The sequence below is a fragment of the Micromonospora sp. NPDC005413 genome (assembly GCF_040606435.1).
GTDB lineage: Bacteria > Actinomycetota > Actinomycetes > Mycobacteriales > Micromonosporaceae > Micromonospora.
In genome coordinates this window covers 1-18368 of sequence record NZ_JBEXEV010000001.1, presented here as the reverse complement: position 1 = coordinate 18368, position 18368 = coordinate 1, and the positions used below count along the sequence as shown (strand labels likewise).

At 70.3% G+C, this 18368-nt stretch carries 12 protein-coding genes; 6 read left to right on the top strand and 6 right to left on the bottom strand.

The features are described from left to right. The first annotated feature begins 76 nt into the window (after positions 1-76). Positions 77-1219 carry a lytic polysaccharide monooxygenase gene (locus ABZS37_RS00060; RefSeq protein ID WP_355164584.1) on the top strand — a complete coding sequence of 381 codons (1143 nt, stop codon included), beginning with the start codon at positions 77-79 and terminating at the stop codon, positions 1217-1219. Positions 1220-1308: 89 nt separating this feature from the next. On the opposite strand, the gene asnB is transcribed toward ABZS37_RS00060, so the two are convergent. Continuing rightward, positions 1309-3270, bottom strand: coding sequence for an asparagine synthase (glutamine-hydrolyzing) (asnB, locus tag ABZS37_RS00055; protein WP_354997291.1), 1962 nt, complete (start codon positions 3268-3270; stop codon positions 1309-1311). A 132-nt stretch (positions 3271-3402) separates the two neighbouring features. Here asnB and ABZS37_RS00050 point away from each other — a divergent pair, with 132 nt between their 5' ends. The 3 genes from ABZS37_RS00050 to ABZS37_RS00040 all read left to right on the top strand — a co-directional run bounded on the left by ABZS37_RS00050 (position 3403) and on the right by ABZS37_RS00040 (position 8976). Next, positions 3403-4884, top strand: a complete 1482-nt coding sequence (locus tag ABZS37_RS00050) for an aminopeptidase P family protein (protein WP_355164583.1) — start codon at positions 3403-3405, stop codon at positions 4882-4884. A gap of 299 nt (positions 4885-5183) precedes the next feature. Next, positions 5184-7013, top strand: coding sequence for a right-handed parallel beta-helix repeat-containing protein (locus ABZS37_RS00045; protein WP_355164582.1), 1830 nt, complete (start codon positions 5184-5186; stop codon positions 7011-7013). Between the two features lie 301 nt (positions 7014-7314). Beyond that, positions 7315-8976, top strand: coding sequence for a hypothetical protein (locus tag ABZS37_RS00040; protein ID WP_355164581.1), 1662 nt, complete (start codon positions 7315-7317; stop codon positions 8974-8976). 87 nt (positions 8977-9063) lie between these two features. Here the strand turns inward: ABZS37_RS00040 and pulA are convergent, their stop codons facing one another. Both pulA and ABZS37_RS00030 read right to left on the bottom strand, forming a co-directional pair. Further along, positions 9064-14556, bottom strand: coding sequence for a pullulanase-type alpha-1,6-glucosidase (gene pulA, locus ABZS37_RS00035; protein WP_355164580.1), 5493 nt, complete (start codon positions 14554-14556; stop codon positions 9064-9066). A 121-nt stretch (positions 14557-14677) separates the two neighbouring features. Then, the gene (locus tag ABZS37_RS00030) at positions 14678-14926 is read right to left on the bottom strand and encodes a hypothetical protein (RefSeq protein ID WP_355164579.1); all 249 of its coding nucleotides are present in this window, start codon (positions 14924-14926) and stop codon (positions 14678-14680) included. 13 nt (positions 14927-14939) lie between these two features. Here ABZS37_RS00030 and ABZS37_RS00025 point away from each other — a divergent pair, with 13 nt between their 5' ends. Further along, positions 14940-15407 (top strand): hypothetical protein, encoded by a 468-nt coding sequence (locus tag ABZS37_RS00025; protein WP_355164578.1) that lies wholly within the window; start codon positions 14940-14942, stop codon positions 15405-15407. Between the two features lie 67 nt (positions 15408-15474). Here ABZS37_RS00025 and ABZS37_RS00020 read toward each other — a convergent pair whose 3' ends face one another. The 3 genes from ABZS37_RS00020 to ABZS37_RS00010 all read right to left on the bottom strand — a co-directional run bounded on the left by ABZS37_RS00020 (position 15475) and on the right by ABZS37_RS00010 (position 17469). Next, on the bottom strand, positions 15475-16155 hold the full coding sequence (locus ABZS37_RS00020) for a hypothetical protein (protein ID WP_355164577.1): 681 nt from the start codon (positions 16153-16155) through the stop codon (positions 15475-15477). 134 nt (positions 16156-16289) lie between these two features. Next, complete coding sequence (locus tag ABZS37_RS00015) at positions 16290-16679, bottom strand: hypothetical protein (RefSeq protein WP_355164576.1); 390 nt, start codon at positions 16677-16679, stop codon at positions 16290-16292. Between the two features lie 37 nt (positions 16680-16716). Next, a complete protein-coding gene (locus tag ABZS37_RS00010) occupies positions 16717-17469 on the bottom strand; it encodes a hypothetical protein (protein ID WP_355164575.1) in 753 nt (250 codons plus the stop codon). A 19-nt stretch (positions 17470-17488) separates the two neighbouring features. Here ABZS37_RS00010 and ABZS37_RS00005 point away from each other — a divergent pair, with 19 nt between their 5' ends. Continuing rightward, positions 17489-17677: a hypothetical protein gene (locus ABZS37_RS00005; protein ID WP_355165087.1), complete on the top strand. Its 189-nt coding sequence runs from the start codon at positions 17489-17491 to the stop codon at positions 17675-17677. The last annotated feature ends 691 nt before the right edge of the window (positions 17678-18368 follow it).

Genomic DNA, 18368 nt, shown 5'->3' with positions numbered 1-18368 from the left:
CGGGGCGATCAGGCCACATCCCACCCGATTGCGGCGGGGCGGCACGGGCGGCGCGCCTCGCGAGTCAGGAGAACCCGTGAACCGTTCCCGTACGGCCGCGTTGCTCATCGCGGCCGTGACCCTCGCGCTGGGCGCTGTCGCCCTGGCGTCCAGTCCGCAGCCCGCCGCCGCGCATGGCGCCGCGATGACCCCGGGCAGCCGCACCTACCTCTGCTGGCAGGACGGCCTCAGCCAGACCGGTGAGATCAGGCCGAACAACCCCGCGTGCTCCGCGGCCGTGGGGCAGAGCGGTGCGAACTCGCTCTACAACTGGTTCAGTGTGCTGCGCTCCGATGCCGGTGGCCGGACCACCGGCTTCATTCCGGACGGGCAGTTGTGCAGCGGCGGCAACCCCGGCTACCGCGGCTACGACCTGGCCCGCACCGACTGGCCGCTGACCCACCTGACCTCCGGTGCGCGGTTGGACTTCCGGTACAGCAACTGGGCGCACCACCCGGGCACCTTCTACTTCTACGTGACGAAGAACAGCTGGAGCCCGACCCGGGCCCTGGCCTGGGGTGACCTGGAGGAGCAGCCGTTCCTCACGGTGACCAACCCGCCGCAGCGCGGCGCGGTCGGCACCAACGACGGGCACTACTACTTCAGTGGCAACCTGCCGTCGGGCAAGAGCGGCCAGCACATCATCTACTCCCGCTGGGTGCGCGCGGACTCGCAGGAGAACTTCTTCGGCTGCTCCGACGTGACCTTCGACGGCGGCAACGGCCAGGTGACCGGAGTGGGTCCGGGTGGCACGTCGCCGACCCCCAACCCGACCACCCCGCCGCCGAACCCGACGACTCCCCCGCCGAACCCGACCACCCCACCCCCGAACCCGACCACTCCCCCGCCGAACCCGACCACCCCGCCGCCGAGCGGCGGTGACTGCATGGCGGTCTACAAGGTCGTCAGCGCCTGGCAGGGCGGCTTCCAGGGCGAGATCATGATCATGAACCACGGCAGTACGCCGTTCGCCGGCTGGACCGCGAGTTGGACCTGGCCCAGCGGGCAGTCGATCAGTCAGATCTGGAGCGCGACACAGACGTCGTCCGGCTCGTCGGTGACGGCGACCAACGTCTCCTACAACGGCACGGTCGCACCGGAAGGCACCACAACCTTCGGCTTCCTGGCCAGCACCACCGGCACCAATGCCCTACCAACGGTGACCTGCGCCCGCCGCTGACCACCACCCACTAGATGATCAAGAGGTTTGCGTCATCGGAACAGCTCCGGATGACGCAAACCTCTTGATCAACAAGGGTGGGGGTGCGGTCAGCGGACCATGGAGCCTACGACCGGCTTCGTGAGCAGGGCCGACTGGTTGCGCTGGATGCCCGGGTCGAGGGTCTTGGCCACGAAGATGGCATGCCAGATGCAGAAGATCAGCACCGTCCACACCTTGCGGGAGTGGTCGGCCTCCTCCCGCTTGTGCTCGTCGAGCAGCCGCAGCGCGTACGACAGGTCGAGCAGGTCGCCCGCGCCCGAGGTGCTCAGCACGTGCCGGGCCCACTCGTACATCTCGCCGCGCAGCCAGACCCGGGTGGGGGTCGGGAAGCCCAGCTTCTTGCGGTTGACGATGGCCGGCGGAACGACGCCCTGCAACGCCTGGCGCATCGCGTACTTGGTGGCGTCGGAGCGCGGCGGCAGCTTCAGGTCGACCGGGATCTTCGCCGCGACGTCGAAGACCTCACGGTCGAGGAACGGCACCCGCACCTCCAGCGAGTGCGACATCGAGATCCGGTCGGCCTTGACCAGGATGTCGCCCCGCAGCCAGGTGTAGAGGTCGACGTACTGCATCTTGGTGACGTCGTCCAGCTCGGTGCACTCGGCGTAGATCGGGGCGGTGACGTCGGTGTAGCGCACCGAGGGGTCGTAGCGCCGCATCAGGTGCTGCTTCTCCTCCTCGGTGAACATCCGCGCATTGCCGTAGTAGCGCTCCTCGATCGGGGTGGTGCCGCGTTCCAGGAAGCTCTTGCCCTTGACCCCCTGCGGGATCGCCTTGGAGACCGCCCGCAGACCCTTCTGCACCCCGCCGGGCAAACCGTTGACGGTGCCCAGCGACAGCGGCTCCCGATAGATCGTGTAGCCGCCGAAGAACTCGTCCGCGCCCTCACCGGAGAGCACCACGGTGACGTGCTCGGCGGCCTTCTTGGCCACGAAGTAGAGCGGCACCAGCGCCGGGTCCGCCACCGGGTCGTCCAGGTGCCAGACGATCTTCGGCAGCGCGTCGATCATGTCCTGCGGACCGATCTTGGTGGGGATGGTGGTGACGTCCAGGTGCCGGGCCGACTCCTGCGCGACGTCGATCTCCGAATACCCCGGCACGTCGTAGCCGACGGTGAAGGTGAGGATGTTCGGGTTGAACTCCCGGGCCAGCGCGACCACAGCGGTCGAGTCGATGCCGCTGGACAGGAACGAGCCGACCGGCACGTCGGAGCGCATGTGCATGCGCACGCTCTCCCGCAGAGTCTCCCGGATCTCGTGGTAGAGCTTCTGCTCGTCGTCGACCGGCGCCGGACGGAACACCGGCCGGTACCACCGCCGTACGTCGATCCGCCCGCCCGGGGTCCAGTTCAGGTACTCCCCGGAGCCGATCCGGCTGATGCCCTTGTGCAGGGTGCCGGGCTCAGGGACGTACTGCAGGGTCAGGTAGTGGCTGAGGTTGGCCGTGTCGACGCCCGCGTCGCCCTGGTAGTTGCTGTGCGCGAACGGCAGCAACGCCTTCTTCTCCGACGCCAGGTACAGGCCGTCGGCGGTCTCCAGGTAGTGCATGGGCTTGATACCGAAGTAGTCGCGGGCACCGAACGCGCGCCGCTCCTGCCGGTCCCAGATGACGAAGGCGAACATGCCCCGCAGCCGGGTGAGCACCTGCTCGCCCCAGAAGTGGTAGCCGGCGACGATCACCTCACCGTCACCGGCGGTGGCGAACTGGGCGCCGAAGTTCCGGACCAGCTCCTCGCGCAGCTCGATGTAGTTGTAGATCTCACCGTTGAAGGTGAGCAGGTAACGGCCGTTCGCGTAGGGCAGCGGCTCGTGGCTCGACGCGACGTCGATGATGGCCAGCCGCTTGTGGGCGAACACGCCGTCCGCGTACCGGCCGGAGGCGTCGCCGACCACCTCGACCCCGGTCTCGTCGGGGCCGCGGTGGTGCAGGCTTTCCAATGCTCCGGCGATGTGGTCGCGGTGCGCGGCGGCATTACCGTTCGCGCTGAAGAAGGCCAGGAGTCCGCACATGGTGGTCATCTTCCCACGCGCGCTTCGGCCCGTCGCAGCCGTCCGTCGATCCGCACGGCTCCCGGCGGGCGTCACCGCGAACCGGGCGCGCGGTACCGTCGGGACCAGCAACGACGCGGAGGGAGCGGCGCAATGACCGAGGGACGCACCGACGGTACGCCGACGGACGGTACGGAATCGCACGATCCGGACTTCCCGGAGGCCTTCCTGTCCTTCATGCGGCAGGGCTGGCGCGACACCGCGCTCCCGGTCGCACCCCTTCCGGAGGTGCCCAACTACGCCAAGCGCCGGGCGGCGCTCTCGGCGGCCTTCCCCGGCGAGACGTTGGTGATCCCGACCGGCCCCGAGAAGGTCCGGGCCAACGACACCGCCTACCCGTTCCGGCCGGGCAGTGACTTCGCCTACCTGACCGGCGACCACGACGCGGACAGCGTTCTGGTGCTGCGTCCGAACGGCTCGGGGCACGACGCGACGCTGTACATGCGGCCCCGGTCGTCACGGGAGACCGACGAGTTCTTCCGCAGCCGCCACGGCGAGCTGTGGGTGGGCCGGCGGCACACGCTCAGCGAGAAGTCGACCGAGCTGGGCCTGCCGACCGCCGACCTGACCGGCCTGGAGGCGACGCTCGCCGACCTGGCGCCGGGGCGTACCCGGGTGCTGCGCGGCTTCGACGCACAGGTGGACGCGGCCGTCCGCCCGTACGACGGCGTCCGCGCCCAGGGGCAGCCGGCCCGGGACCGGGAGCTGGCGATCGCCATCTCGGAGCAGAAGCTGGTCAAGGACGAGTGGGAGATCGGCCAGCTCCAGGACGCGATCGACGCCACCGTACGCGGCTTCGAGGACGTGGCCCGGATCCTGCCGGCGGACCGCGCCGTCTCGGAGCGGCTGCTGGAGGGTGTCTTCGCGCTGCGGGCCCGGCACGACGGCAACGACGTCGGGTACAGCTCGATCGTCGGCGCCGGTGAGCACGCCACGATCCTGCACTGGGTGCACAACCACGGCGCCACCCGTCCGGGTGACCTGCTGCTGATGGACATGGGTGTCGAGGGCCGCAACCTCTACACGGCCGACGTGACCCGGGTGCTGCCGGTCAGCGGGCGGTTCACCGCCCTGCAGCGCCAGGTCTACGACATCGTGTACGCCTCACAGCAGGCCGGCATCGACGCCATCCGGCCCGGGGTCGCGTTCAAGGACGTCCACCTGACCTGCATGCGGGTGCTCGCCGAGGGTCTGGCCGAGCTGGGTCTGCTGCCGGTGAGCGTGGACGAGGCGATGGACGAGAAGTCCTCGATCTACCGCCGGTGGACGCTGCACGGTTTCGGTCACATGCTCGGCATCGACGTGCACGACTGCTCGAACGCCCGCAAGGAGACCTACCGCGACGGCACCCTGGGCGAGGGCTATGTGCTCACCGTCGAGCCGGGGCTGTACTTCCAGCCGGAGGACGAGCTGGTCCCCGCCGAGCTGCGCGGCGTCGGCATCCGGATCGAGGACGACGTACTGGTCACCGCGACCGGCGCGGTGAACCTCTCGGCCGGGCTGCCGCGCACCTCCGACGAGGTGGAGACCTGGCTGGCCGAGCAGCGCGAGGCGGGCCCCCGCCTGCCCGGCTGACCGCAGCACCGACCTCGACCCTTGGCGGACCTCGCCGCCGGGCCGCGACGTTTCGAACGTCAGCGCTCCGGCGACGAGGTCCGTCGGTGTTTGTGCTGCTCACACCCTTCCTGTCGACCAGGACCGGTTGCTCGCCCATGGGCGAACCTGCGCCGAATGTGGGCTTATCTCGGATACGTCCGCATCGCGAAGATGGTTCTCATACGGTGGGGATCAGAGGCTGCAACCCATTTGTAGCTGGTCGTGGCGCCTCGGGCGGTGCGACCCCGTCTGATAGCAGGAAAGGGCGGAAGGCTCTGATGTCCAACGACGTAACGAGTACCGACGGCGGGGCATCGACAGCTCCGCCGACACGACGACGACGGGTGCTCTGGGTCGCCGGCGTGGCCGGGCTGACCGGTGTGGTCGGCCTGGCGGCCCTCGGCGGCCTGGCCGCCCGGGACGACAAACCCACCTCCGACCGGGTGTCCGACGCGCAGTCGTCACCCGAACGGCAGAACGTCAGCGACGCCGGCGGCGCGGACGACAACGGTGCCAAGGGAGACGGCGCCAACGATGCCGGCGGTCAGGACGACGAGTGGAGCGGCGACGGCTGGAGCGGCTTCGACGACCAGTCCGGCAAGGACGACAAGCGCGACGACCGCGACAAGCGCGATGAGAAGGACCGCACCGAACAGGTCCCGTGCGACACCGACAAGCTGATCCAGGCGATCACCTTCGCCAACAACAAGGACGGCGCCGTGCTGGAGCTGGCCAAGGGCTGCACCTACACCCTGACCCGCAACCAGGACGGCAACGGCCTGCCGGTGATCACCCAGCCCATCACCCTCAAGGGCGAGCACACCACCATCGGCCGCGACGCCACCGCCGACTACTTCCGCATCCTCAACGTCGGCCCGGGCGGGCACCTCACCCTCAAGGGCCTGAGCATCAAGGGTGGCCAGACCCTCCAGCGGGCGATGACAACTGACGCGGCGACGGCCTGGGCGCCGTACTCGGCGTCGGTCCGGACCACGGCGGCCAAGCCGGCCGACCCGGCAATCGCACCGGGCACGGCGGCCAAGCCGGCCAAGCCGGAGGCCGCAAAGCCCGCGGCCAAGGCCGCCGCGACGACGGCCGCCAAGGCCGGTGCGGCTACCGCCGCCAAGGCCGCGGCAGCGACGACTGCCAGGCCCGCAGCCAAGACCGCGGCGCCGACGGCAGCCAAGCCGACGAAGCCGACGGCGGCCGGGCCAGCGGTGGTGCCGCTGGTGGAACAGCCCGCGTTCACCGACGGCGCCGGGGTGCTCGTGCAGCCCGGTGGTCGCGCGGAGATCCTGGACAGCGAGTTGCTCTACAACCAGTCCGGCGGCAACGGCGGCGGGCTGGCCAACTTCGGCAGCGCCAGGCTCAGCAAGACGACGGTGGCGTACAACACCGCCTTCTTCTTCGGCGGCGGCATCTTCAATGCCGGGGTGCTCCAGGTCGATGAGTCGAAGATCAAGGACAACACCGGGATCATCGGCGGCGGCGGCATCTCCAACGGCGCGGCGCGGATCTTCACCGACGACGTCGATGGCGGATCGGTCTGGGTCTACAAGAGCGAGGTCACCGACAACGAGACGCTCGGCTTCGGCGGCGGCGTCCTGGACGTCGGGGGCACCACGACGCTGCACTACACGACGGTCAGCGACAACACCGCCGTCCTCGCCGGTGGCGGCGTCGCCGTGGCCGACAGCCAGCTCACCCTCGAGTACGCGACGGTGGCCAAGAACAGCACCGCCGGCGTGGGTGGCGGCGTGGCGGTGGCCTTCGACAGCACCGCGACCGTGGAGAACAGCGCCATCAAGGACAACACCGCCGGATTCTTCGGCGCCGGCCTCTTCAACGAGGACAGCGTCACCACGCTGCGCGACAGCGAGGTGGTGGGCAACCGGGCCATCGGTCCGTTCGCCCGCGGAGGCGGCATCTACAACACCGACGGGGGCGAGGTCAGCCTCCACCGGACGACGGTGGCGCACAACTTCGCCACCCTCCCGCCCGGCGGCATCTTCAACCGGCTCGGCAGCACGGTGACCCTGGACGACAAGTCCGCGGTGACCGCCAACCGACCGACCAACTGCTTCAACGTTCCGGACTGCTTCGCCTGATCGGTGGGGCTGAACCACATAGAGGGTGCGCCCCTCCGAGCCGATCGCCGGCCCGGAGGGGCGTACCCGTTTGGGCAGTGCACAAGGGTGCACGGCCGGGTTGGGCGGTGGCGTGCCCGGCCGGGGCGTCCGAGCCATGAGGGGCCGAACATGAACCGAATGTGGGCTTCTTTCGGATAAGCCCGCCAAGCGAGGAACATTCTCATACGGTGTTTTTGGGAGCTACAACCGATTTGTAGCAGGGGACACCCGCCTGAGGGCGGCGACCCTGTCTGGTACGAGGAGAGGGCAGAGAGCTCCGATGTCCAACTACCTAACGAACAACGAAGCCTCCGGGCGGGCGGCGGCCAAGCGCCGCCGCAAGCTCTGGCTCGCCAGTGGCGTAGCCGGATTGACGGGCGTGGTCAGCCTCGCCGCGGTAGCAGTCGCGGGCAGCGCCGGAGCTGTCGGCGTGGCCGGCCTGAAGTGGAACACCGCGCAGGTCAGCAGGGACGGCGACCAGCGGGCCGACGAGGGTCGCGACCGTGACCGTGACCGGGACAAGGACAAGGACAAGGACCGGGACAAGGACAAGGACCGCGAGCGCGGGAAGGAGGTGCCCTGCGACACCGACAAGCTGATCCAGGCGATCGTCTTCGCCAACGGCAGGCACGGCGGTGTGCTGGAACTGGCCAAGGGCTGCACCTACAACCTGACCCGGAACGACTACGAGGGCAACGGCCTGCCGGTGATCACCGAGCGGATCACGCTGAAGGGCGAGCACACCACGATCGTCCGGGACGCGACGGCCGACTACTTCCGCATCCTCAACGTCGGCCCGGGCGGGCAACTCACGATCAAGGGCCTGACCATCAAGGGCGGCCAGACCCTCGAGCGGTACATGTCCGTCGAGCCGGCGGCGGTCTGGGGCACCTACTCGGACTCCGAGGCGATCGCGGCGCAGGTGAAGTCCGGTGTCCCGCTGAACCAGGCGCTCACCACGCGGCAGGCCAACCCGAAGGCGGGGCTGAAGGCGGCTCCGAAGGCCACGCCCAAGGCCGCGCCGACCGCTCAGGAGGGCGTCGTCACGCCGCTCGTTGAGGAGCCGGAAGACAGCGACGGCGCGGGCATCCTGGTCCAGCCGGGCGGCACCGCCGAGATCCTCGAGTCCGAGGTCGTCCTCAACCAGTCGGGCGGCAACGGCGGCGGCGTGGCCAACTTCGGCACCACGAAGATCTGGCATAGCACCGTCACCCGTAACACCGCCTTCTTCTTCGGTGGCGGCGTCTTCAACGCCGGCCTGCTCAAGGTCGAGGAGTCGAAGATCAAGGACAACACCGCCGTCATCGGTGGTGGCGGTATCTCGAACGGCGCCGCACGGATCTTCACCGACGATGTCGACGGCGGGACCGTCGAGATCAAGAAGGGTGAGATCAGCGACAACGAGACGCTGGGCTTCGGCGGTGGCCTCCTCGACATCGAGGGCAACACCACCGCGTACGAGACCAAGTTCGTCTCGAACACCGCGGTTCTCGCCGGTGGCGGTCTGGCGGCGGCGGACAGCCAGCTGAACCTCCACAACGTCTCGATCGAGAGGAACAGCACCGCCGGAGTTGGTGGCGGTGTGGCCATCGCCTTCGACAGCGCGGTCACGTTCGAGAAGAGCAGCATCAAGGACAACACCGCCGGCTTCTTCGGCGGCGGGTTGTTCAACGCCGACAGCGTCACCACGCTGCGCGACAGCGAGGTCGTCGGGAACCGGGCCATCGGCCCGATCGGGGTCGGCGGTGGCATCTTCAACATCTTCGGCGAGGTCAACCTGTCGAAGACGAAGGTCGCCCACAACTTCTCCACCTTCGCTCCGGGCGGTGTCTTCAGCTTCTTCGGGGAGGTGAACGTGGACGACAAGTCCGCGATCACCGCGAACCGCCCGACGAACTGCCTGGCCATCCCGGGCGGCACCATCGAGAACTGCTTCGCCTGACGGTGATGTGCGGCCGGTGACGGCGGCACGATGACCGAAAACCGGGCCGGCCCCCTTCCGCGAGACGCGGAAGGGGGCCGGTTCGCACTACTTCTGGACGAACACCGCCACGCTGCGCGCCGGCACCGTGAACGTGCCGGACGCCCGGTCGAAGGAGGCCGTACGCAGCACCGGATCGGCCGAGTTGGCCAGCACCGGATGCAGGGCCACGTTCGCCCCGCGCAGACCGGTCAGGGTCTGCTTCGCCGTCTCCGGGGTGCCGTTGAAGACGACGGTCACTGATTTCCACGTCCCACCCAGCCCGCGGGCGTCCAGCGTCATGGTCAGCACGCCCGGCGTCTCCGTCTCGCCGGAGAGCGGGAACGCCACCCGCTGCTGCACCTGCTCGGCGGTGGCCAGCCCGAACACCGGCGACGACGCCCGGACGCGCAGCAACTCGGCGTACCGGGCGTCAGTGGTGTTGATCGCCGCGCAGTCCGGCACCAGCGCCGGATCCGCCAGCAGGGGCTTCGCGTACGACCACTTGTCCTCGTTGTCCTGCGCGGGTGGCAGACCGGCGCCGAACCCGTTGCCCCGTTCACAGCCCCAGCGGATCTGGTTGAACCAGTCACCGGAGTTGTACGAGTTGCGGTCCAGCGACTTCGACCGCAACCGTTCGGTGCCGGCGGTGACGAACCCGGTGCCCTGTCCCAGCACCACCGTGCCCAGCGCCAGCACCTGCATCCGGGAGCGGTCCGCCGCCGTGGTGGCCTGCGGAAGCTTGTACGCCAATGCGTCGTACAGGATCTCGTTGTCGTGCGCGTCGGCGTAGGTGACGGCCTCCCCCGGCGCGGCGGTGTAGCCGGCCGGGGAGCCGTTGTAGTCCACCTGCGCCCCGGTGACCTGCCGCCCGGCGGTGTCGGTGAACCGGTACCCGCGTAGGTTGCCGGTCAGCCCCACCTTGATCAGGTCGTGGGCGTGCAGCAGCCGGGCCTTCTGCTCGGCCGGTGACCCGTTGACCGCGTCGCCGTTCGGGTCGGTGTAGAGCCCGGAAGCGAAGCCCTGCACCCGCGGGTTGGTGTCGAAGGGCCCACCGCCGCGTACCGCGTCGCGCAGCCGGTCGTTGAAGGTGCCGATGCCGGTGCCCGCCATGTTGGCCTGGGTGGCCTGCACGAACCGGGCGTCGTTGGCGACCTCGCCGAAGTTCCAGCCCTCGCCGTAGAGCAGGATCGCCTTGCCGTCCACACCGTCGCGGGCGATGGTCAGCCGGTCCAGGGCCTTTCGTACGGCCAGGATGTTCGCCTTGGGGTGGTGGCCCATCAGGTCAAACCGGAAACCGTCCACCTTGTACTGCCGGGCCCAGGTCACCAGCGAGTCGACGACCAGCTTGCCCATCATGGCGTGCTCAGGCGCGGTGTTGGCGCAGCAGGTGGAGTTGGCGACCGTGCCGTCCTCCAGCAGCCGCTGGTAGTAGCCGGGCACGATCTGGTCGAGCACCGACTTGTCGTCGGTGCCGGCGGCCGACGTGTGGTTGTACACCACGTCCATGACGACCCGCAGCCCGGCGTCGTTCACCCCGGCGACCATCCGGCGGAACTCGGTGGTCCGCGCCGCACCGGCCGGGTCGACGGCGTAGCCGCCCTCGGGCACGGTGTAGTGCAGTGGGTCGTACCCCCAGTTGTAGCCGTCGGTTTCGGCGACCGCCGTCACGCACTTCTGCTGCTCGGCGGAATCCGGCGGGAGCGCCGCCAGGTCGCAGGCGGGCTGACGCTGATCGGCCCGCTTCTCCGGGATCGTCGCGAAGTCGAACGCCGGCAGCAGGTGCAGGTGGGTGACACCGGCGTCGCCGAGCGCCTTCAGGTGGGTCATGCCGGCGGTCTTCGGGTCGGTGAAGGCCAGGAACGTCCCCCGCCGCTGCGCCGGCACGGTGTCGTCGGCGATGGAGAAGTCCCGCACCGACAGCTCGGAGACCTGCGCCTTCGCCGGGGGCACCGGCGCCGGTTTGCGCAGCGTGCGCCAGCCCGCCGGTGCCAGCGCCGGGTCGTTCAGGTCGACCAGCAGGCTGTGCGTGGAATCCGCCGCCAGGGCCACCGAGTACGGGTCGGTCACCGACGCGGTGACCATCCGCTGCGCCGCTGGCTGCCACGCCTGCACCTCGTACCGGTAGTACTTCCCGGTCCAGGTGTGGTCGCCGCGCGCCGACCAGACGCCGGTGCGGTCGTCGCGACGCATCGGCACCGTCCTCGGCGCGGCGGTGGGCGAGTCGAACAGGTGCAGCGCCACCGTCCGGGCGGTCGGCGCCCACAGCGCGACGCTCGGCGTACGGCCCGCGAACGTCGGCCCGAGCGTGGCGTCGGTGGCCCCCGCGTACACGTCGTCGAGCACACCGGGGATCTGCACGCCCGTCGCGGCGAGCAGGGCACCCTCGGCATCGCGCTCGGTGACCAGCAGTTGCCCCCGCAGCGCCGCCGGGACCTTGGCCAGGTCCGCCCGGTCAAGGGCGAATCCGCGGTACGACCACAGGTGCGGGAACGCCGTGCGCTGAGCCTCGGTGAGCCCGTTGCGCTGCGCCCGCAACGGCAACGTGGTGTACGTCCCGGTCAGCTCCCCGTCGACCACGCTGACCCCGCCGGTGGGCGCGGCGACCAGCGCGTACGTCTTGCCGTCGGTCGGCGGAGTCTGCCACGCCACGGTGGACCGGTCGATCCAGTGCGCCTTCTGCTTGCTGATGTCGGTGTCCCCGCTGGCGCTGGTCGTCGTCGACGGCAGCAACCGGCCCGGCGTTGCGGCGAGCAGCCACACCTCGCGGCCCACGCTGGCGACGTCGAGCCGCTGGTCGTCGGGCAGGTCCTTGGTGTCGCCCTGGTGGATGATGTAGTTCAGCCCGGTGGCACCGGCCGCCAGCGGCACCCGGAACACCGCCCCGAACGCGTCGACGGATGTCGGCCGCAACGGGGTGGACCACTCGGTCGGGTTGGCCGCGCCGTCCCACAGGTGCAGGCCCCAGCCGTCGTAGTTGCCGTCGGCCCGCCGGTAGTGGATCACGCCGGTGCCCTCCTCGACCGGCGGCGCCGGCTCACCGGTGGCCGCCTGCCTGCTCGGGTAGATCGCCGGGTCACCCTGCTTGAGCCAGACCTCGCCGGTCTGGGTCACGTCGATGCTGCGGTCCGCGTCGACGTCCTTGGTGCCGTTCCGGTCGACCACCAGGAAGCTCACCGACTTCGCGCCCGGCTTGAGCTTCACCCAGGCGAACCGGCCGTAGGAGTCCTCCCCGGCGAACGGCTGCCCCTTGGGCCACTCGGTGACGTACGCCGGGTCGATGTCCCCCCAGGCGTACAACCCCCAGTCGTCGTACCCACCGGCCGGGCGCTGGTAGTGCACCACCGCCCACTCCCGGGACTCGCCCTGCGCCGGCGTGCCCACGATGGCGGTGGACCGGGCCGTCGCGGTGCGTCCCCGGCCGTCGCGGACCACCGCCTTGTACTCGACCCGGGTGCCACCGGCCAGGCCGGTCAGGTCGTGCTGCACGGTGTACGGCGCGTGGTCGGCGCTGCCCAGCAACGTCCACCGACCGCCCGCGACCCGGGCGGCGACGGTGACGGTGGCCAGCGGGTCACCGGTCACCTGGGCGGTGACCGCGGCCCGGGTGGCGACGGGCGCGTCCGGGGCGGTGATGGTGATGCGCGGCGCGCCGGCCGGGCGCGCGATGGGGGTGCCGGCCCGGTGCACCACCGCCGACAGCGGCGGCACGGTCAGGGTCAGCCTGCCGTCCGCACCCGCCGTCGTGGTGCGTGCGCCGCCGTAGATGCCGGTGAAGGTGGCGCCGGCGGACCAGGTGTCCACGGTGACAGTCTGCGCGGTGTCGGCGTTGTTCACCGCCACTACGTACTCGGTGCGATCGGCGGGGGCGATCCGGGAGGTGGCGAAGACGCCGGGTCCGTCGGCGGCGTACCGGGTGACCTGTACGCCGTCGCGCAGCGCCGGGTGCGCCTGCCGCAGCTGGCCCAGTTCCGCGATGGTCCGGTACAGCGGGTGGCCGGTGTCGAACTGGTCGCTGGCGTGGGTGCGGTCGGTGCCGAGCAGGTCGTCGTCGAGGTAGTCGGCAACCGACGAGGCGAACATGTCCTGTCGGGCGTCCTTGTCCCCGCCGGGGCCCGTGAAGCCCTGCTCGTCGCCGGAGTAGATCACCGGCTGGCCACGAGTCAGGAACATCAGCTGGTGCGCGAGTTGGTCGCGGCGCAGATGGCTGGCCGGGTCGGTGCCACCGCCGGCGATGAACGAACCGATCCGGCCCATGTCGTGATTGCCGAGGAAGGTGGTCAACCGGCCGGCATCGGTGTCCCGGGCGGCGTAGAGGTCGTCGCGGGCGTACACGTCGGCCAGCGCCTTCGCCGAGCCGGCGCCGGCGGTGAACCCGCGCGCGGCCTCCTGGAAGGCGAAGTCGAGGGTCGCCGGCAGGCCACCCTGCCGGACATAGCTGGAGCTGATCTCCGGATCGGCGCTGTACACCTCGCCGAACATGAAGAAGTCCTTCTTGCCGGCCTTCTCGGCGGCCCGCTCGATGCCCTGGCTGAACTGCGGCCAGAAGTCCATGTTGACGTGCTTGACGGTGTCCAACCGGAACCCGTCGACGCCGGTCGCGCCGATCCAGTCCCCGTACGCCTTGGTCAGCCCCTGGACCACCTCGGGGCGCTCGGTCCACAGGTCGTCGAGGCCGAAGAAGTCGCCGTACTCGCTGTTCTCGCCAGCGAAGGTGGAGTCACCCCGGTTGTGGTACATGGTGGCGTCGTTGAGCCAGGCGGGGACCTTGACGGTCGCGTCCTTCGGGTCGGCGAACGTCGGGGTGTACGGGAACGACCCCTGGTTGACCGGCGGGAAGGCACGGCTGCCGTCGGCGTAGTTGCGGTCCTCGAACGCCCGCCCCTGCGCGTCGGTGTACGGCGAGGTCGCCTTGTCCACGTACGCGTACGTGTCTTCTGCGTACTTGATGACGTCGGCGGTGTGGTTGACGATCACATCGAGGTAGATCTTGATGCCGCGCTGGTGGGCGAGCTTGACCAGCCGCTTCATCTCCTCGTTGGTGCCGAAGTGCGGGTCCACCTGCGTGAAGTCGGTGATCCAGTAGCCGTGGTAACCGGCCGAGATGTCGTTGCCGGCACCCTGCACCGGCCGGTTCTTGAAGATCGGGGCGAGCCAGATGGCCGTGGTGCCCATCCCCTGGATGTAGTCCAACTTGTCGATGACACCCTTGAGGTCACCGCCGTGGTAGAAGCCCTTGTCGGTCGGGTCCAGCCCGGTGCGCAGCCGGTCACCGGCGAGGCCACCGCGGTCGTTGCGGGGGTCACCGTTGGCGAACCGGTCCGGCAGGACGAAGTAGAACTGCTCGGCCCGCGCGGAGTTGCCGCCCGCCTTCAGCAGCGCGTCGGCGGTGGGTTCATCGCGCCACTGGGCGGCGCCGCCGACGGCGAGGAAAGCACTGCCGGACGGCCGGGGGGCAGCGGCGGCGGCTGGATGCACGGCGACCGGGGTGCCGACGAGCGTGAGAGTGAGCAGGGAGACGAGGGCCAGCAGGGCGGTGCGCGGTTTCGGCGGGGGTTTCATCGACGCCTTCCTCTGGTCGCTGATTGGCCGCACGCTAACCCTCGCCGAAACATTCTGCAATACCTTGCAAACATGGTCGCAACAAAGCAGCCTCCTTGCGGAAGCGCCGTGTCCATCCGGGTCAGAACCCGCTGCAGCGCACCCCGTCGACCGTGCACTCCCGCGGGATGTCGGACGCCCGCTCCAGGTGGAACCGCAACGACACCGAACCACCGGGCCGCACGTCCACCCCGCTGACGTACGTGAAGCCGCCGTCGGTCTGCCGCACCGTCCCCTGTGGTACGCCCTCCACCCAGGTGGTCACCAACCGCCCACCGGAGAACTCGAACACCACTGTCCAACCACGGCTCTCGGCAGACGCGTTGACCATCAACACCTCGCCGATGAAACCCCCGTCGAAGCTCTGCACCACCCGGTACCGCCCACTCACCGCCGGCTGCCCCTGTGGAGCCCGGCTCGGCGACCGCGTCGCCGTCGGCCCAGGTGTCGAGCCGACAGACGGGCCGGCCGACGGTGATCGCGACCCGGGCGCGGTGCTCGGCGGCAGCCCACTCGCACGCCCGGACAACCCCGGCACCACCGGCGCCGGAGACGACACCCGCGCGGGTGCGCTCGGCGCGGCCACCGCCGACGGCAGCGGCAACGCCGGCGGCACCGACGCGGCGTCCGGCGCAGGACTAGGCCCCCGGTACGCGCCCAGGGCCACGAAGAGCAGGACCACCATCACGACGACACCAGCACCCACCATGATCCAGGGCGATGACACGATCGCGGCCGGACCACGCGACAGTCGCGGGACGCGACGCATGCCGGACATGTACCTCCCTCAGCGGACCGTCCGGGCAGCGTAGCGATCGGCGGGCGGGCCCGGAAGCGCCGACGGCGCACCCTCTGCGGCGCCACCGACCCGGCTCCAGCTCAGTCGAGCCGACAGTCGACCCCGTTGATCGTGCACCGGAGCGGCCGCTCCGCCGACTCACCCCGGCCCAGGCGCAGCCGCAGCGTCCGAGAGTCACCCGGGTCCAGCGAACGGGTGCCGCGCAACACGAACTCGCCGTTGCCGCGCCCCCGTACCGAGATCCCCGAGTCGTCAGCGACTCGCAGAGCCCACATGTCGTCGTCGAACGCCAACTCCACCAGCCAATCCACCGACCGACTCGACTCGTTGGCGATCGACAGCACCGCCGCGTCCCCGTCCCAGCCGTCCGTACCGACCTGGTACCGGGCGCTCACCGTGTCGTTCGCCGGAGCCGCCAGCACCGGCGGGGCACTCGTCCGCCCCGGAGTCGGCGAGCCGGTCACCGTGGCCCGCGGCGACGGCGCCCGACTGCTGCGCGACGGCCGCGGCGACACCGTGCGCCGCTCCACGGCGGCCGGCGTCGGCCCACCCGTGGCCGATGCGGCCGCCGGCATGGTCGGCAGAAACACCGGAGGCGCGGCATGCGGCGGGGCATCGCGCTCCCTGGTCCGGAACGACAGCAACGCGACCACCAGCAGCACCACCAGCGCACCCACACCGAGCAGCACCACGATCCACGGCACCGATGCCAACACCCGGGCCGCCCGCGACCCCGCCGCACCGTCCGGCCGCACCGCCATCAGGTCTCCCCTCGTCCCCACCGACGCGACAGCGTAGCCAGCACCGGGCAGACCGGGAACCCAGCGGGTACGGATCGGGCCGACCGGCCGACCCATTACGGAAAACGGCTCGGCGGGCGGACGGTCCCGGTTGGTCAGCCCGTCCGGATGACCGTGCAGATGACCGGCCCCTCATCCGAGGTACGCAACAGGTAGCGGTACCGCTCCCCCGGCACCGCCTGCCCTCGGCTGTCCAGGAACTCCCACTCCACCGCCACCATCGTCAACCGCGCGGACACCGGCTGCACGTCCTCGATCTGGGCATGCGCCGCGACCACCTCCCGGTCCTGGTAGTCAGGTGCGGCGCCCACGAAGGACAACGCCACCGCCGCTGGCGACGTGAACGAGAAGCTGTAGGTGTCGGCCACCACCAGCCCCGGCAGGGCGTAACAGCCGGCGATGGCCGGCACGTCGCCGGAGGTCAACGCCACGCCGTACCGGTCGAAGAAGTCGGCCAACGTGTCGAGATCCGTGGAGGCATTCACGGCGACAGCAATTGCCGGTCACCGCCCAGGTCAAACCTCAGCGCGGCGGCACCCGCACCTCGATCTCCGAGCCCAGGCGGGCGTCGGCGGCCAGACCCAGGTCGTCCCCGCTCCAGAACCGCCCCGGGTCGTACCAGTTTGGACGCCGGCCCGCCGGCAGCAACCCCATCGCCTCATAGGTCACCGCGACCACCTCGGCGCAGTACGCCGTTTCCAGCGCCCGGTCCCGCTCCACCGGGGAGGCGGCCGACCTGTCCGGGGTCGGCCGAGGTGCCGGCCGACCGAGACGCGGCAGCGCCGACCGACCGAGACGCGGCAGCGCCGACCGACCGAGACGCGGCAGCGCCGGCCGACCGAGGTGTGGCAGAGCCGGCACCCGGCCACGCACCCATCGCCACGCCAACTGCGCCGTCGAGGGAAATGGCGTGCCGTCCAGCCGCGCGATCGTACGCAGCACCGCCCGCTCCATCTCCCCGTCGGCCGGCGGATCGAGCTGCCGCAGCCAGGCCCGTTGGCCGTAGCGGTTGGCCCAGACGGAGACCGCGTCCCGCAGGTCGTGCAGTTGGACACCGCGCTGGTGGCTGCCCGACCACAGATCCGGCAACGACCTGCCCAGCTCCGCGTGCCACATCAGCGGTGGCATGTCGTCCAGCACCACCGCCATCCCGACGTGGTTCACCGGGCTGTTGGTGGTGAACTGGATCGCCCGGTCCGGCACGCTACTACCCCGGAACACCCACACGTCGCCGGTGCGGGTCAACTCGACGGCCTCGTCCAGGCTGATGCTCATGGGGGTCTAGCCTAGGCCGATGCGGCAACGAATGCGGTGGTGGAAGGTCCTCGGGCTGGCCGGCCTCGCGGGCGTCGCGGCCTCCGGCGTGGTCATCGCGCGGGCCGAACGACGCCGGCGCGCGTACACCCCGGAGGAGATCCGGCAGCGGCTGCTGGAGCGGCACGCCCAGGCCGGCGACGCCGCGAAGCCCTCCGACAGCGCCTGAATCTCCGCGCTGGACGGTCGACGTGGCAGAGCGGAAGTCCCTCGATCGACACCACCGAGGCTCGACGATGCCCGTCGCGCAACGGCCCTTGGTCCTGTCGGGGCTGGTCCGAGGCGGCGTGAAGGTGACACCCTCCATCGACCTGCGGTCAGGGCTGGGCGGTATGCGGGTCCTTGTCTGATTCGCGCCCGAGGCATGGGGGTGGGCCAACCCCCGGGGTCCCGCCCGAGGTCCCGCCCGAGGGCGCTAACGGACAATCCGGCCGTGATCGACTCCGTATCGCCGACATGGGGGCATCCCCACCTCCGGACACCGCAACATCGCCGAACCGGAGTGGATCATCGCCCGTTGCCCACTACCCGGGATCGGCCTGGGCGCGATTTGTTCCGTCTGGGGGTTTCGTCCCGTGGCGGGTGCCACCCTGACGACGGAATCGGGGGCCGGCCGACGTCGTTATACCTGGCATGCGACCGTGGCCCCCGGGCCCGGTGCGCGGCAGCCGCCGGGAACATCCGGTAGGCCGCCCCGGTTACATCCCCCCGGAACACCGAGCAGGTCCCCCCCCCGGATCGCCGGGCCGTTCCCGTGAACTTTTCCCCGCACGGTCGCACCGTCCCCCCGTGTTGAGTGTCGTGTGGGTTCCCCCTGAATGCAGAGGAGCACGCCATCATGCGTACCGATCTGATCCGTA

Coding starts and splice junctions, on each gene's coding strand:
- asnB (WP_354997291.1), bottom strand. CDS start 3,270: ATGTGCGGACTCCTGGCCTTCTTCAGCGCGAACGGTAATGCCGCCGCG.
- ABZS37_RS00050 (WP_355164583.1), top strand. CDS start 3,403: ATGACCGAGGGACGCACCGACGGTACGCCGACGGACGGTACGGAATCG.
- ABZS37_RS00045 (WP_355164582.1), top strand. CDS start 5,184: ATGTCCAACGACGTAACGAGTACCGACGGCGGGGCATCGACAGCTCCG.
- ABZS37_RS00040 (WP_355164581.1), top strand. CDS start 7,315: ATGTCCAACTACCTAACGAACAACGAAGCCTCCGGGCGGGCGGCGGCC.
- pulA (WP_355164580.1), bottom strand. CDS start 14,556: ATGAAACCCCCGCCGAAACCGCGCACCGCCCTGCTGGCCCTCGTCTCC.
- ABZS37_RS00030 (WP_355164579.1), bottom strand. CDS start 14,926: ATGGTCAACGCGTCTGCCGAGAGCCGTGGTTGGACAGTGGTGTTCGAG.
- ABZS37_RS00025 (WP_355164578.1), top strand. CDS start 14,940: ATGAAACCCCCGTCGAAGCTCTGCACCACCCGGTACCGCCCACTCACC.
- ABZS37_RS00020 (WP_355164577.1), bottom strand. CDS start 16,155: ATGGCGGTGCGGCCGGACGGTGCGGCGGGGTCGCGGGCGGCCCGGGTG.
- ABZS37_RS00010 (WP_355164575.1), bottom strand. CDS start 17,469: ATGAGCATCAGCCTGGACGAGGCCGTCGAGTTGACCCGCACCGGCGAC.
- ABZS37_RS00005 (WP_355165087.1), top strand. CDS start 17,489: ATGCGGCAACGAATGCGGTGGTGGAAGGTCCTCGGGCTGGCCGGCCTC.